This is a genomic window from Colwellia sp. BRX8-7, from assembly GCF_014077275.1.
In the GTDB taxonomy this organism is placed as follows: domain Bacteria; phylum Pseudomonadota; class Gammaproteobacteria; order Enterobacterales; family Alteromonadaceae; genus Colwellia_A.
Genome location: NZ_JACGVP010000024.1, coordinates 1 through 16363, shown reverse-complemented (window position 1 = coordinate 16363; position 16363 = coordinate 1). Strand labels below are relative to the sequence as shown.

At 39.5% G+C, this 16363-nt stretch carries 12 protein-coding genes; 6 read left to right on the top strand and 6 right to left on the bottom strand.

The annotated features are described in order from the left end of the window. Positions 1-17: 17 nt before the first annotated feature. From H4J57_RS17810 to H4J57_RS17795, 4 genes are all read right to left on the bottom strand, one after another. The gene (locus tag H4J57_RS17810; protein WP_182171562.1) at positions 18-842 is read right to left on the bottom strand and encodes an enoyl-CoA hydratase/isomerase family protein; all 825 of its coding nucleotides are present in this window, start codon (positions 840-842) and stop codon (positions 18-20) included. Between the two features lie 11 nt (positions 843-853). After that, a complete protein-coding gene (locus tag H4J57_RS17805) occupies positions 854-2461 on the bottom strand; it encodes a carboxyl transferase domain-containing protein (protein ID WP_182171559.1) in 1608 nt (535 codons plus the stop codon). A gap of 123 nt (positions 2462-2584) precedes the next feature. Next, the gene (locus H4J57_RS17800) at positions 2585-3754 is read right to left on the bottom strand and encodes an isovaleryl-CoA dehydrogenase (RefSeq protein ID WP_182204007.1); all 1170 of its coding nucleotides are present in this window, start codon (positions 3752-3754) and stop codon (positions 2585-2587) included. Positions 3755-3793: 39 nt separating this feature from the next. After that, positions 3794-4195, bottom strand: a complete 402-nt coding sequence (locus tag H4J57_RS17795) for a MerR family DNA-binding transcriptional regulator (RefSeq protein ID WP_070376356.1) — start codon at positions 4193-4195, stop codon at positions 3794-3796. Positions 4196-4446: 251 nt separating this feature from the next. Between H4J57_RS17795 and H4J57_RS17790 the strand changes: the two genes are divergently transcribed. After that, positions 4447-5631, top strand: coding sequence for an acetyl-CoA C-acyltransferase (locus H4J57_RS17790; protein WP_182217453.1), 1185 nt, complete (start codon positions 4447-4449; stop codon positions 5629-5631). Positions 5632-5770: 139 nt separating this feature from the next. Here H4J57_RS17790 and recQ read toward each other — a convergent pair whose 3' ends face one another. Continuing rightward, the gene (gene recQ / locus H4J57_RS17785; RefSeq protein ID WP_182243789.1) at positions 5771-7567 is read right to left on the bottom strand and encodes a DNA helicase RecQ; all 1797 of its coding nucleotides are present in this window, start codon (positions 7565-7567) and stop codon (positions 5771-5773) included. A 305-nt stretch (positions 7568-7872) separates the two neighbouring features. Beyond that, complete coding sequence (locus tag H4J57_RS17780; RefSeq protein ID WP_182217457.1) at positions 7873-8796, bottom strand: AraC family transcriptional regulator; 924 nt, start codon at positions 8794-8796, stop codon at positions 7873-7875. 191 nt (positions 8797-8987) lie between these two features. On the opposite strand from H4J57_RS17780, the gene H4J57_RS17775 reads away from it, so the two are divergent. The 5 genes from H4J57_RS17775 to gmhB all read left to right on the top strand — a co-directional run bounded on the left by H4J57_RS17775 (position 8988) and on the right by gmhB (position 16168). Continuing rightward, complete coding sequence (locus H4J57_RS17775; protein ID WP_182217459.1) at positions 8988-12368, top strand: methylmalonyl-CoA mutase family protein; 3381 nt, start codon at positions 8988-8990, stop codon at positions 12366-12368. Between the two features lie 113 nt (positions 12369-12481). Then, a complete protein-coding gene (locus H4J57_RS17770; RefSeq protein ID WP_182217460.1) occupies positions 12482-13525 on the top strand; it encodes an oxidoreductase in 1044 nt (347 codons plus the stop codon). Positions 13526-13574: 49 nt separating this feature from the next. After that, positions 13575-14681: an enoyl-CoA hydratase/isomerase family protein gene (locus H4J57_RS17765; protein ID WP_182243788.1), complete on the top strand. Its 1107-nt coding sequence runs from the start codon at positions 13575-13577 to the stop codon at positions 14679-14681. A 19-nt stretch (positions 14682-14700) separates the two neighbouring features. Continuing rightward, positions 14701-15462 carry an SDR family oxidoreductase gene (locus H4J57_RS17760; protein ID WP_182217464.1) on the top strand — a complete coding sequence of 254 codons (762 nt, stop codon included), beginning with the start codon at positions 14701-14703 and terminating at the stop codon, positions 15460-15462. 169 nt (positions 15463-15631) lie between these two features. Further along, positions 15632-16168, top strand: a complete 537-nt coding sequence (gmhB, locus tag H4J57_RS17755) for a D-glycero-beta-D-manno-heptose 1,7-bisphosphate 7-phosphatase (RefSeq protein WP_182217466.1) — start codon at positions 15632-15634, stop codon at positions 16166-16168. Positions 16169-16363: the final 195 nt, after the last annotated feature.

The following is a 16363-nucleotide window of genomic DNA, read 5'->3' as shown; positions in this document are numbered from 1 at the left end:
TTAGTTGAGACATGTTTTTATCCTTCACTCGTCGGTTCTTTTTGCCAGCTTGCTGGTCGTTTTTCAAAAAAAGCAGTTAAGCCTTCTTGGCCTTCTGCAGAAACGCGAATTGATGCGATGCGTTCACTGGTCATGCTAAGTAAATCAAGATTAATTTCTTGATAAGCGACATCTAAAGCAAGTTTTTTTGCTTGACGAACGGCTTGTGGGCCGTTGCTCAATATTGTACTCACCATATCAATAACGGTGCTTTCTAACGCTTCTAACGCAACAACCTCATCAACTAAGCCTAACTGTTGCGCTTTGTCTGCAAAGAAACGTTCTGCCGTTTGAAAGTATCGACGACTGGCTTTTTGGCCAATAGCATTGACGACATAAGGGCTGATGGTCGCAGGAATTAAACCTAATTTAACTTCACTGAGGCAAAAGCTGGCTTTATTACTGGCGATAACAATGTCACAGCAACTGGCTAAGCCCACTGCGCCGCCAAAAGCAGCGCCTTGTATTTGTGCAATAGTGGTTTGCGGTAGAAAATTAAGTGCATGTAACATCTGAGCAAGCGCGTTAGCATCACGTAAGTTTTCTTCATATGAGTAACTGGCCATGCGCTTCATCCAGGCTAAGTCAGCCCCAGCAGAAAAGCTTTTGCCCGTCGATGCGAGTATCATCAGGTGAATATCGTCGCGTTGGGCTATTTCAATAAATATCACCGTTAATTGGGCGATAATTTTGTCGTCAAAAGCATTGTGCTTGTCAGGATTATTTAAGGTAACTGTTGCTACCCCATAACGGTCTACGTTAAATAATACTTGACCGGTATTGATCTCTTTTAATAGTGTCATCTTGTTCAGCTCTACATTCTAAAGATACCAAATTTGGTATCCTCAATAGGTTTATTCAACGAAGCAGAAATGGCTAAACCTAATATTTGACGAGTATCGGCAGGGTCAATAATACCATCATCCCATAAGCGAGCTGAAGCATAGTAAGGGTGGCCTTGATGCTCATATGTATCAATAATCGGTTGTTTAAAGTCAGCTTCTTCTTGCTCGCTCCACGGTTCACCGAGTTTGTCTTTTTGGTCACGTTTAACTTGTGCTAAAACGCCAGCCGCTTGTTCGCCGCCCATCACTGAAATACGGGCATTTGGCCACATAAATAAGAAGCGTGGATCGTAAGCACGACCACACATACCATAGTTACCTGCGCCGAAACTACCACCAATTAGCACGGTAAACTTGGGTACTTGTGCCGTGGCAACGGCGGTGACCATTTTTGCGCCATGCTTAGCAATACCGCCTGCTTCATATTGCTTACCGACCATAAATCCGGTGATATTTTGTAAGAAGACTAAAGGAATTTTTCGTTGTGCACATAATTCAATAAAATGAGCACCTTTTTGAGCTGATTCGCCAAAGAGAATGCCGTTATTGGCGATAATACCTACGGGGTAGCCAAATATCCGTGCGAAACCACACACTAAAGTCGTGCCATAAAGAGCTTTAAATTCATCAAAATTACTACCATCAACGACACGGGCTATAATTTCACGAATATCAAAAGGTTGGCGAGCATCTTTGGGTACCACACCGTATATTTCTTGTGCGTCATAAACTGGCTCAACCATAGGTTGAATATTCATGGTTACCGGTTTAACACGATTTAAATTACCGACGATACTACGGGCAATTTCTAAAGCGTGATGATCATTTTGTGCGTAATGATCGGCAACACCTGAGGTACGACAATGTATGTCTGCGCCACCTAAGTCTTCAGCACTAACGACTTCGCCTGTCGCCGCTTTAACTAACGGCGGTCCAGCTAAAAATATAGTGCCTTGTTCTTTAACAATAATAGATTCATCGGCCATTGCGGGTACATAAGCGCCACCTGCAGTACAAGAGCCCATAACAACAGCAATTTGCGGTATCGCTTGTGCTGACATATTTGCTTGATTAAAGAATATGCGACCAAAGTGTTCTCTATCAGGAAAAACCTCGTCTTGGTTAGGCAAGTTAGCGCCACCAGAGTCGACTAAATAAATACAGGGTAAGTTGTTTTCTTGGGCAATCGTTTGTGCGCGAAGATGTTTTTTTACCGTTAGCGGAAAATAGGTACCGCCTTTTACGGTAGCGTCGTTAGCGACAATAACACACTCTTGTCCTCCAACTCGTCCAATGCCGGTGATAATACCAGCAGCGGGAACATCTGCTTCATAAACTTCATAAGCGGCTAGTTGAGATAATTCTAAAAATGGTGAGCCAGCATCAAGTAAGGCGTTAACGCGATCGCGTGGTAATAATTTACCGCGAGATAGATGACGATCACAGCTGCGCTGTCCGCCACCTAATTTTATTTGCTCAAGCTTTACTTTTAAATCGTCTACTTGAACTTGCATATGAGCAGCGTTTTCAATGAATTCTGGGCTGCGTACATTGATTTTTGAAATTATTTTAGCCACGATATTTGCCTTTATTATGGAATTTTATCAGTAAGAACATTAGCTTTAATGTTACGCGCTAAACAAGAGCAGTGTGGCTCTCATCAGCCTCTCTAAATCGAGAGGCTGTAGCAAGTTATAACCTTATATAGACTCGGTGAATAACTCTCGACCTATCAGCATACGACGAATTTCTGAAGTACCTGCGCCAATTTCATATAATTTAGCATCACGTAACAAACGACCTGCTGGAAATTCATTGATGTAACCATTACCGCCAAGTAATTGAATAGCATCTAAGGCCATTTTTGTTGCAAGTTCTGCAGCAACTAAGATAACACCAGCCGCATCTTTACGTGTGGTTTCACCTCTGTCGGCCGCCTGTGCACATAAATAAGCATAAGATTTAGCTGCGTTCATTTGGGTGTACATATCGGCAACTTTACCTTGGATCAATTGGAACTCACCAATGGATTGACCGAACTGTTTGCGGTCATGAATATAAGGAACAACTAAGTCCATACACGCATCCATAATACCTAAAGGTCCGCCGGTTAAAACGATACGCTCGTAATCAAGGCCAGACATTAAGACTCGAACGCCTTTACCTTCTTCACCTAAAATGTTTTCTGCTGGTACTTCACAGTCTTGGAAAACTAATTCACAGGTATTTGAACCGCGCATACCTAATTTGTCTAATTTTTGATGACGAGAAAAACCTGGGTAATCACGCTCAACGATAAAAGCAGTAATGCCTTTTGAACCCGCTGAAGTATCAGTCTTTGCATAAATAACATAAACGTTGGCATCAGGACCATTGGTGATCCACATTTTGTTGCCATTTAAAATATACTTGTCGCCTTTTTTGTCAGCGCGCAATTTCATGCTGACTACATCAGAGCCTGCATTAGGCTCACTCATCGCTAATGCGCCAATATGTTCACCGCTACAAAGTTTTGGTAAATATTTAGCTTTTTGTTCATGCGAACCGTTTTTGTTTAATTGGTTTAAACAAAGGTTAGACATAGCACCGTAACTTAGACCAACAGAAGCAGACGCACGTGAAATTTCTTGCATTGCCACCATATGTTCTAAATAGCCTAAACCTGAACCGCCATATTCTTCGTCAACGGTCATGCCTAATAAGCCTAAATCACCAAATTTGCGCCATAAATCATTTGGGAATTCGTTATCAATATCTATTTGTGCTGCACGTGGAGCAATTTCGTCACGAGAGAAAGCGTTAACTGACTCGCGGATCATCTCAACGGTTTCGCCTAGATTAAAGTTTAATGATGAAAAGGTAGAAATCATGTTATTTCCTTAGCTTAGTTAGCTACGTAAAGTTATGCGTTAGGTTTTTGTATTGTCGATAGCTGATAAAGTAGCTAAACAGCTTTCTTCTAAATTTGTTAATTCCATCAACACCACTTTTATATCGTCGAGTTGTTGATGTAAGTCTGATTTTTTTTGCTCAATAATATCCATCATCAGTTTTAATTGGCTGGCGCTGGTATTGTCTAAATCGTATAATTCAAAGATGCGACCGGTTTCGGCTAATGAAAACCCCAAGCGTTTACCGCGTAAAATTAACTTTAGTCGAACTTTATCTCTTTGGTTATAAATTCGAGTTTGTCCTTTGCGAGTCGGGGCAAGCAAGCCTTGATCTTCGTAAAAACGAATACTGCGAGTCGTAATATCGAACTCTTTAGAAAGATCGCTGATTGAAAAAGTCCGTGCTTTTAATTCTGCCATGAAAAACTCTACATTTATGTTATGCACTCACCTTACAGGAAGTTTACGTTAACGTAAAGCAAGAGCTTTTTTCATCAAGCTGCTAATAAATATCCCGTCAATAATTTACCCGCTCAGTTAAAATCGTTACTATATAAATTGGCTATAATTGTGTCCTTACTATTAAAGTTTACGTTGGCGTAAACGTCAAATATAAGTTATGGTGTTAATCATTAATTTATCCCTTTTTATTTTTATCTCGGAGAGCTTTCATGTCTACTACAGATCCTATTGTTATTGTTTCAGCGTCTAGAACCCCTATGGGTGGTTTTATGGGCGGATTATCTGCTGTAACTTCACCTGACTTAGGCGCAACGGCTATACGCGGCGCACTTGCTGCGGCAAATATTGCTAACGATCAAGTTGATGAAGTAATCATGGGGTGTGTATTGCCTGCAGGTTTAAAACAAGCACCTGCTCGTCAAGCAGCTTTGGCGGCTGATTTGGCATTATCAACAGTTTGTACCACCATTAATAAAGTCTGTGGCTCTGGAATGAAAGCAGCAATGCAAGCACATGACTCACTGATGGCTGGCTCTATTAATGTTGCTGTTGCCGGTGGTATGGAAAGCATGACTAATGCACCGCACCTTTTACCTAAAGGTCGCAGTGGTATAAAAATGGGACATGGTCAAATTCTTGATCATATGATGACTGATGGTTTAGAAAATGCCTATGATGGTATAGCTATGGGGTGTTTCGCACAAGAAACTGCCGATGATGCTGGGTTTACTCGTGAAGACATGGATGAATATGCTATTCGCTCATTAGCACGTGCCAATGCAGCGATTGCTGCTGGTGCTTTCGAAAATGAAATATCGCCAGTAACGATTAAATCTCGTCGTGGCGACTCTGTCTTTGCAATAGATGAACAGCCGGGTAATGCCCGCCCTGATAAAATACCTTCATTACGTGCCGCTTTTAAAAGAGACGGGACTATTACGGCTGCAAACTCTAGCTCTATTTCAGATGGTGCTGCGGCATTAGTGATGATGAAACAGTCAGAAGCAGAAAAACGTGGTCTACGCCCTTTATGTAAAATTGTTGCTCATGCAACGCATGCACAAAAACCTGAAGAGTTTACGGTAGCACCCGTTGGCGCAATGAATAAAGTTTTAGCAAAAGCAAACTGGACGGCTGCAGATGTTGATCTATGGGAAATTAATGAAGCATTTGCCATGGTTACCATGTTAGCGATTAAAGAATTAGCCTTAGATGTTGAAAAAGTCAATGTCAATGGTGGCGCTTGTGCACTGGGTCATCCTTTAGGTGCTAGTGGTGCTCGTATTATGGTAACGTTAATCCATGCATTGAAAAACAAAGGTTTATCAAAAGGTTTAGCCTCTCTTTGTATTGGTGGTGGTGAAGCTACAGCGATTGCGGTTGAAATGTTTTAGACCATTAAGTTCGCTGTTATTTTCAGGTAATGCTGATAAAAATTAAATTTTTAAAGCCGCTATGTTAAGTCATTGCGGCTTTTTTATTAATGTTGGATTGATTGCACAGAGGTATTTTGAACAAAGACAAGGGTTTTAGCTAGTGGAGTAGTGCGATAATTTTTTCACCATAAAGTTCAAGTTTTGTTTTACCTATACCATTAACGTTTAATAGTTGCGCTGAGTTTTTGGGATTAGCTCTGGCTATATCCATTAAGGTAGCGTCATGAAAAATAACGAATGATGGTACATTTCTCTCTTTTGCCCATAATGCTCTTTGTTGCTTGAGCTTTTCAAATACGGTTTCTTCTTGTGCTGATAAATTGCTGGCATTAGGTTGTTTTGATTTTCGCGCAAGCTTTGCCTTACCGTATTCTTTTACCTTGAGTTGTATGGTCAGTTCGCCTTTTAATAAAGGTCGAGATTTTTCAGTGAGTTTTAAAGCGCCATATTCCATTTCTACGGCTAAATATCCCATTGAGATGAGTTGCCTAAACACCGTTTGCCATTCCTCTGCTTTGTGCTCTTTACCAATACCATAGGTAGAAAGTTGTTGGTGATTGACCTGGGTAATTTTAGGGGTTTGCTTACCTAGCAAGACATCAATTTGGTGGCCTACGCCAAATCTTTGGCCCGTTCGATAAACCGTTGAAAGCGCTTTTCTAGCGGCAGCAGTGCCATCCCATGTTATGGGGGGATTCAAACAGTTATCACAATTCCCACAAGGCTCAGCTAACGTTTCACCAAAATAATTGAGTAATACTTGCCGGCGGCAAGAGCACACTTCGCAATAACCAAGCAGGGCATCAATTTTACGTTGAGTTATAAACTTGAACTGTTCATTACCAGTACTTTGACTTGTCATTTGTTTTAGCTTAATAACATCTTGCATGCCATACGCTAACCAAGTATTGGCGGGCATACCATCACGGCCTGCTCGGCCAGTTTCTTGGTAGTAGGCCTCAATACTTTTAGGCAAATTTAAATGGGCAACAAACCTAACATCGGGCTTATCAATACCCATACCAAAGGCAATGGTGGCAACGATTATGATGCCGTCTTCTCTGAGAAAACGTTGTTGATTGCTATCTTTAATATTATTGGCCAAACCTGCATGATAAGGCAAAGCAACTTTTCCTTGTTCACTCAGCCATTGAGCTGTGGCCTCAACAGATTTTCTTGAAAGACAATAAACGATACCGGCATCATTGTTATGTTCGGTATTGATAAATTTAAGGAGCTGTTCTTTGTTATTTTTTTGTTCACTGATCCGATACTGAATATTGGGTCTGTCAAAACTATGAACAAAGATTTTAGCAGCCGTTAAATTTAATACTTGAACAATTTCATCTCGCGTTTTCATATCCGCTGTCGCTGTTAAGGCAATTTTAGGCGTGTGGGGATATCGCTGGCTGATAATGGACAGTTGTTGGTATTCAGGTCTGAAATCATGACCCCATTGTGAAACACAATGTGCTTCATCAAAGGCAAAGAGTGCAATGGTAATATTATCAATAAGGTTTAGAAAATAATCACTCAATAGTCGCTCTGGCGCAACGTACAATAAGTCGACATTGCCTGATCTTATTAGCTGCTCGACACGATTTTGTTCTTCATGGTCCTGCGACGAATTTAAAAACTCTGCTTTTACGCCTTGTAGTTTTAGCGCATCAACTTGATCTTTCATTAACGCTATTAGTGGCGACACCACTATGCCTACGCCATCACGAACTATCGCCGGTATTTGATAGCATAATGACTTTCCACCACCGGTTGGCATAAGCGTAAAAACATCTGCGCCACTGATTAATTCACTAATTATTTTCGCTTGTTGATGTCGAAAGTCAGCGTAACCAAAGGTATTTTGTAAAACCGATTTTGCCGTATTGATATCCATATTGATTTCCTTTTTAACGCTAGACAAGTCAGTGAAATTAAATAGCATAGATTAAGTGATATTAAGTGGTGAGTATTAAATAGCGGGTTAAAAGTTAAGTATAGATGATGTTATCGCGTAACCTTGAGTATAGCAGGCAATGATTATTTACTTTTAACGAGCAATTATATGATAAAGGTATCATTAACGCCGTTATAAATGAAGGTGAGTAAAATTAGATTACTATAGTGAACCCTTTGCTATTGTGGTCAACAGTTAGCTATTGGCTAAATAAATTGATAATACTCGTACTGCTAGTTATTTTTTTAAGCACTGTGACGAGAGTCACGATATTGCTTTGGTGACATTCCTAGCGACTTTTTAAATAGGCGTGAAAAATAGTAAGGGTCGCTATATCCCAAGCCCTCACTAATATCTTTAATAGTCTGTGAGCTATTATCAAGCTCAGAGCAGGCGCGTTGAATTTTCATATTAATAAAGTGCTGTATTGGTGATGTATCGGTGAGTTCTTTAAACTTCTTTGAAAAATGAAATTTAGATAGCTGGCTGTAATGCGCTAATGTATCCAAACTCAATTCTTGATGAAGATTATTGCGCATTAAACGTTCGACCGCATCAATATCAAAAGTAGAACTTTTATTAAAGTCAGTTAAACGCAACTGTAATGCTAAAAAGCTTAAGGTTTGCTGTAAAATATGTACCGCGTGAATAACATTAGTAGCGGTATAGCCGCGGCGACCTAGCGCTAATAAATTGTCAAAATCTCGGATCACTTCATCTACATTCCCGACGTGTGCGAGGCCATCATCCATTTTCATTAATAAACGTTCGGCAAAATTACTGGCGAGATCGCCTTTAAAATTTAACCAATAGACTTTTCCTGACTTGTTTTTAATTTCACTGTTATTTTCTCTGTTAATGGCGGTAAATTTAAAACTCGCATTGGCTGGTATAATAACAAGATCGCCCGATTTAACTTCTCTAACTTTGTTTTTATAGTCTAGAGTTGCGCTAGTTGATTGACAATAAAGTAAGCTGTGATGGTCACTGTTTTTTTTATTTATTTGATAAGAAATATCTGAATGCTTCCCAAGCGATAACGGATAAAGACTGGAGGTTAGCGGATGAACTTGCAATTTTTTCAATAAAAAAACGGGAATAAGTAAACGAATATCATCAATGATAGTTGCTGTTTTTATCGGCTTTGCTGACTTTGATTGTTGAAGCATAATTAATAAGCTACGCGTTTTTATTCCATAACAAGATAGTCCATTAAATTAGCAATAAAATCAATGTTAATACCATTTTCTTTATGATTTAATATTATTAATAAAAATTTAAATAGCAATTCAGCACCAAAAATTACACCTACAAATATTACACCTATAATGGTGAGTAAGTTAATAAAAGAGAATTCAAAATGACAACTGAAAGATACCAACTCAAGAATAAAATTAGAATTGTCACTGCCGCATCACTTTTTGATGGGCACGATGCTGCGATTAATATTATGCGCCGAATTTTACAATCAAGTGGTGCTGAAGTTATTCATTTGGGCCATGACCGCAGTGTTGAAGAAGTGGTTAATACCGCGATTCAAGAAGATGCTAATGCTATTGCGATGACTTCTTATCAAGGTGGGCATAACGAATATTTTAAATATATGTACGACTTACTTAAAGAACGAGGTTGTGAACATATTCGTATCGTTGGCGGCGGCGGTGGCGTGATACTACCTGACGAAATTAAAATGCTACAAGATTATGGTATTACCCGTATTTATTCTCCTGATGACGGCCGTGCACTGGGTTTATTAGGCATGATTGATGACATGTTAGAGCGCTGTGATTTTAAAACTGGCGTCAATGTTAAAAAAGACGATGTTGCTAATTTAAAGAAAAATGACAAACAAGCGATTGCGCGTTTAATTTCAGCGGCTGAAAATGCGCCAAAAGAAAATAAAGCCGATTTAGAGAAAATTCGTAAAATTGCTTCAGCAAGTAAAACACCGGTATTAGGTATTACCGGTACCGGTGGTGCAGGTAAATCTTCGCTGGTTGATGAATTAATTCGCCGCTTTTTAATGGCAACAGCAGACAGCAAAATTGCCATTGTTTCGGTTGACCCGTCTAAGCGTAAAACCGGTGGTGCATTACTCGGTGACCGAATTCGTATGAATGCGGTAAACAATGATCGCGTTTACATGCGTTCGTTAGCCACACGTCAGTCAAATTTGGCATTGTCTGTTTATGTTAATGACACTTTAGAAATTTTAAAAGCGACCGATTTCGACTTAATTATTCTAGAAACTTCGGGTATTGGTCAATCAGATACCGAAATTGAAGAACATTCCGATGTTTCTTTATATGTGATGACGCCAGAGTACGGCGCGGCAACACAATTAGAAAAAATCGATATGCTCGATTTTGCTGATATTATTGCGCTCAATAAATTTGATAAACGGGGCGCTTTAGATGCCTTGCGTGACGTGAAAAAACAATATAAACGTAACCGTGGCATGTTTGAAGCCGGTGATGATGAAGTACCAGTTTACGGCACGATAGCTTCACAATTTAACGACCGTGGTATGACCGAATTATATAATGCGGTGATCACAGCATTAAACACTAAAGCGGGCTTAATTGTTGGCGATATTCTCTCTACCGAAGGCACATTAGCCAATAAAAGTAGCGTGATCCCAGGTAATCGTATTCGTTATTTATCTGAAATATCAGAAAGTAATCGCGGTTATGATGCTTGGGTTGAAAAACAAACAACGGTTGCACAAAAACTTTATGGTATTCATCAGGCGATTGAAACGGCAAAAGACACTGAAACGGTGGTTTCTGCTGATTTAGTGACGCAACTTGAAGCGCTTTATACTCAAGTCGAATTAGACTTAGACCCTAAAAACAAATTATTACTTGAGCAATGGGCGACTAAAGTTCAGCGTTATAAAGACCCTGAATTTAAATTTAAAGTACGAGACAAAGAACTGTCGATAGCCACTCATTCAAAATCACTTTCTGGTAGCGATATCCCTAAAATTAGTATGCCTAAATATCAGGGGTGGGGCGATATCTTAAAGTGGAACTTACAAGAAAATGTACCGGGTGAATTTCCGTATACCGCTGGTTTATTCCCCTTTAAGCGTGAAGGCGAAGACCCAACACGTATGTTCGCGGGTGAAGGCGGCCCAGAAAGAACCAACCGTCGTTTTCATTATGTTTCAAAAGGTATGCCGGCTAAACGCTTATCAACAGCATTTGATTCAGTGACCCTATACGGTAACGATCCAGCTATTCGTCCTGATATTTATGGAAAAATAGGTAATGCCGGCGTTTCTATTTGTTGTTTAGATGATGCCAAGAAACTGTATTCTGGTTTTGACTTAGCCCATGCGATGACGTCGGTTTCCATGACCATTAATGGCCCTGCGCCGATGTTGTTAGGTTTTTTCTTGAATACCGCTATCGATCAACAATGTGAGCGTTTTATTACCGAAAATGGTTTGGAAAAAGAAGTAGCCGCAACCATAGCTAAAATTTATAAAGACAAAGGCTGTGAACGTCCAAGCTATCAAGGTGAATTACCCGATGGCAACGACGGTTTAGGTTTGATGTTAATTGGTGTTACTGGCGATCAAGTTTTACCTCCAGCGGTATATCAAGCGATAAAAGCTAAAACCTTAACGCTAGTGCGTGGCACGGTACAAGCCGATATTTTAAAAGAAGATCAAGCGCAAAATACCTGTATTTTCTCCACTGAATTTGCCCTACGTTTAATGGGTGATGTGCAAGAGTACTTTATTGAAAAAGGTGTGCGTAATTTCTATTCAGTGTCTATTTCTGGCTATCATATAGCAGAAGCTGGTGCTAATCCGATCACTCAATTGGCGTTAACGTTGGCAAACGGTTTTACTTTTGTTGAATATTACTTAAGCCGCGGTATGGACATTAATGAATTTGGTCCTAACTTATCGTTTTTCTTCTCAAACGGTATCGACCCAGAATACGCTGTCATTGGCCGAGTGGCTCGTCGTATTTGGTCAAAAGCGATGAAGAATAAATATGGTGCCAATGCTCGTGCACAAATGTTGAAATATCATATTCAAACATCAGGTCGTTCATTGCATGCTCAAGAAATTGATTTCAATGATATTCGTACCACATTACAAGCACTTTATGCGATAAACGATAACTGTAACTCTTTGCATACTAATGCTTATGATGAAGCTATTACCACGCCTACCGAAGACAGTGTTCGTCGCGCGATGGCGATTCAATTAATCATCAACCGTGAATTAGGACTTTCTAAAAATGAAAACCCTATTCAAGGTGCGTTTATTATAGAAGAGTTAACTGACTTAGTTGAAGATGCGGTATTAACTGAATTTGATCGTATTAACGAACGTGGTGGTGTACTTGGTGCCATGGAAACTATGTATCAGCGTGGAAAAATTCAAGAAGAAAGTATGTATTACGAGCATTTAAAGCACTCAGGTGAATATCCTATTATAGGCGTAAATACTTTCCTTAGTTCAACGGGTTCGCCAACGATTGTGCCTGAAGAAGTTATTCGCGCTACAGAAGAAGAAAAAACTTATCAAATTGATATGTTAGCGAGTTTAAACAAAGCTAATGCAGCAGAAGTAGAAGTCTTACTTAAGCGTTTACAAACAGCCGCCATTAATCATGAAAATATTTTTGAATTAATGATGGATGCTTGTAAGGTTTGTTCTTTAGGGCAAATTGTTAGTTCGTTATTTGAAGCAGGCGGTCAATATCGTCGCAATATGTAACACAAGTAGATAGTCAGTTTATTAGATTAGAGTAAAGTAGTGCCTGTGCACTACTTATGCTTTGATGTTAATTCTTCATACACCTTTATTTAGATAATTGAATAGGAATAATTATGTCAACGTTGATCACGGAGTTAAGGCAAGTACCAGAAAAATTTACGGCTTTTCGTATTCATCAAATACAAGAGGGTGATAAGAAAAAAATCACCAGTGGGTTTGAGCAAGTTGGTATTGATGATTTAACCGCAGGTGAAGTGGTTATTAAAGTCGCCTATTCAGACATTAATTATAAAGATGCTCTAGCTGCCACAGGGAAAGGAAGAATCTTACGTACTTATCCCTTAGTAGGCGGTATTGATTTGTCGGGTGTTGTGGTTAGCTCTGTTGATGACAGGTTTGAAGCCGGCGATAAAGTGCTGGTTTGCGGCGCACAATTATCTGAACTCTATGATGGTGGTTACAGTGAGTATGCGCGGGTAAAAGCAGATTCAGTCGTGGCATTGCCAACAGGCATGAGTTTACGTGATGCGATGGCACTCGGTACCGCAGGATATACTGCCGCTCTTGCTATTCAGCGTATGGAAGATAATGGTCAAATTCCAGAGCGAGGTCCTATTGTCGTCACTGGCGCTACCGGTGGTGTTGGTAGTTTTGCTATTAATATGCTGTCAAATATTGGTTATGAAGTGATTGCTTTTACGGGTAAAACAGAACAAGAAGATTATTTAAAAGCGCTCGGTGCGGCTAAACTTATTAGTCGTCATGATATTGAAATGGGCAGCAAACCGCTAGAAAATGCACAGTGGGGTGGGGCGGTCGATAGTGTTGGCGGTGAAACGTTAGCTTGGTTAACACGCACCACTCATGTTTGGGGAAATATTGCTTCAATTGGTTTAGCCGGTGGCTTCAAATTAGAGACCACTGTTATGCCCTTTATATTAAGAGGCGTGAGCCTACTTGGTATTAACTCAGTCGAAATGCCACTTTCAGTGCGCACGCAAGGATGGAAAAGATTAGCAACAGATTTAAAACCAACAAAACTTGATCTGATTTCTCCTACGACCATTGAATTTCGAGACTTAGGGAATGCATTTGACGCTTACGTCGATGGCACGGTTACCGGACGAACTGTCGTAGCGATTGATGCTAGTCTTTAAATAGCTATCAAAGAGAACATTAACCCGTAAAAAATCGGAGCTAAATTAAATGACAGATGTGATATTTAAAGAGTTAAGCAGCAATAATAATAAACTGATAGCTATAGCAGAACTTAATGCGCCTAAATCGCTTAATGCATTAAATCTTTCGATGATTAAGCTGTTAACCAAAAAACTGTCGTCTTGGCAGCAAGATGACAATATCGCGATGGTTATTTTACAGGGCGCGGGTGAAAAAGCGTTTTGTGCTGGTGGAGATGTTGTTAGCCTGTATCACTATTTACACGAACTAGACACACCAATAGATGATGATGTCATTACATCAGGCTTCGCTAATGAATTTTTTAGTGAAGAATATGTACTTGACCAATTAATTCATAATTTTAATAAACCCATTATGATCTGGGGAGATGGTTATATCATGGGCGGCGGCATAGGTTTATTTGCTGGTGCCAGTCATCGTGTAACCACAGAGCGCACTTTGATGGCAATGCCAGAAGTATCAATAGGGCTATTTCCTGATGTAGGGTCGAGTTGGTTTTTAAATAAAACACCAGAAGATCTTGGTTTGTTTTTAGGGATCACCGGTGCTGTGTTTAATGCCGTAGATGCTAATTATCTTGGCTTGTCGGATTATATTATTGATAGTTCATCTAAAAATGGTGTTTTTGATCACTTACTAACAGTTGACTGGCAAGACAATGATCGAAATCACTCTCTGCTAAAGCAAGCATTGACCGAGTTTTCGAACCGTTTTGAACACCATTTACCCAATGAGGTAAAAAACAATGAAGTGGCTATAGCAAAATTATTAGCTTTCGATAATATTGCTGATATACACACAGCGATTTTAAATGTACAAACAGACAATAATTGGCTGAATAAGGCAAAAAACAAATTACTGGCGGGTAGCCCATTGAGTGCTTGTATTATATATAGGCAGTTACAAACGACTAAAACGCTAAGTTTGAGTGAATGTTTTACTTCAGAGTTAAATTTAATCCTTCGTTGTTGTCAGTATACTGAAGCTCGCGAAGGTATTAGGGCATTATTAGTCGATAAAGACAAAAATCCAAATTGGGCTTTTTCAAATATTAGTGATGTTGACCATAAATTAGTTGATTGGTTTTTTAGCGCTATCAACGAAAAAATATAATAGAGATAAAGGAAAAACAATGGATTTGAATGATAAAGTTATCGTCATCACCGGCGGTGGACAAGGCCTAGGACGTTCTATGGCTATTAGCTTAGCAACGAATGGTGCTAAATTAGCGTTAATCGATTTAAATGAAACGTTACTACAAGAAACAGTAAAACTTATTGAAGCAGCAGGTTCATCGGCAAAGTATTATTTAGCCAACGTCACCAATGAAAGTGAAGTAGAAGCTATTTTTAGCCAGATTAATGATGATTTTTCGGGTATCGACGGCTTAATTAACAATGCCGGCATTTTACGTGACGGTATGTTCGTTAAAGCTAAAGATGGAGTCGTTGCTAAGAAAATGTCATTGGATCAGTTTCAATCAGTCATCGATGTTAATTTAACGGGTGTTTTCTTATGTGGTCGCGAAGCTGCTGTTCACATGATTGAAGGTAAACGTAAAGGTGTCATTATTAATATGTCGTCCATCGCAAGAGCCGGTAATATGGGACAAACCAATTATGCTGCATCTAAAGCGGGTGTTGTCGCGATGACCGTTACTTGGGCGCGCGAGTTAGGGCGTCATGGTATTCGCGTTGGTGCTATTGCCCCTGGTGTTATTCGCACCGCAATGACTGATGCGATGAAACCAGAAATGCGTGACCGTTTAGAAAAAATGAAACCTGTTGGCCGCTTAGGTGAAGCAGATGAAATTGCTCACACCGTAAAGTATATTTTTGAAAATGAGTTTTTTACCGGCCGTGTCGTAGAAATTGATGGCGGTCTTTGCATGTAACAATTATCTGCTGTTTATTAACAGCAGATATTGAGCAAAATGTCGTTCTTAGATATCTATGCTGCAAATCATTTGTTAATTCGTGCAGCAAAATATTTAAGAGCGATGGCTTAATTAATTAATCTATCAAAAAACCTATCATTAGCCGCTGAGTCAAAAGAAATTAACTATGAAAAAAGCACTGTTTTTAGACAGGGACGGCATTATCAATGTTGACCATGGTTACGTTTATAAAAAAGAAGCATTTGAATTTGTCGAAGATATCTTTACTGTTTGTTTGGATGCGCACAATAAAGGTTATGAAATATTTGTCATTACTAACCAATCGGGTATTGCTAGAGGCAAATATACTGTTGAGCAATTTAATCAACTGACTCTGTGGATGGTAAAGCAATTTAAATCGAAAGGGATCGTAATTGCAGATGTCTATCATTGCCCTCATCATCCAGATAAAGGCGTTGGTGAATACAAGGTGGCCTGTGATTGTAGAAAACCAGAACCTGGTATGATTTTATCAGCTGCTAAAAAGCATGACATTGATTTGGCAAAGAGTATTTTTATTGGTGATAAAGTATCAGATATGCAGGCTGCTGAGCGTGCTGGTATAAAAAGTAGGATATTGCTTGTTGATCAATATAGCGATAATGAGGCGATTAAAGCAGACCGTATCAATAAAATTAGCGAAGCTAGCGCGTATATTAGCTAAATTGTTCGATAAATAAGCGAACAAACGTTTATTTCAAAGTTATTACAAAAAAGGGTTGACGCCCAGCGAGAAATGTCTAGAATGCGCTCCAGTTCCAAGGGGTTCAGTCAAAACGAACCACGAAAGAGCTGTTTTGATAAGTTATCTACATCACTTTAGAGTAAAGTAGTTAACTTAACGTTTTATAGATAAGGT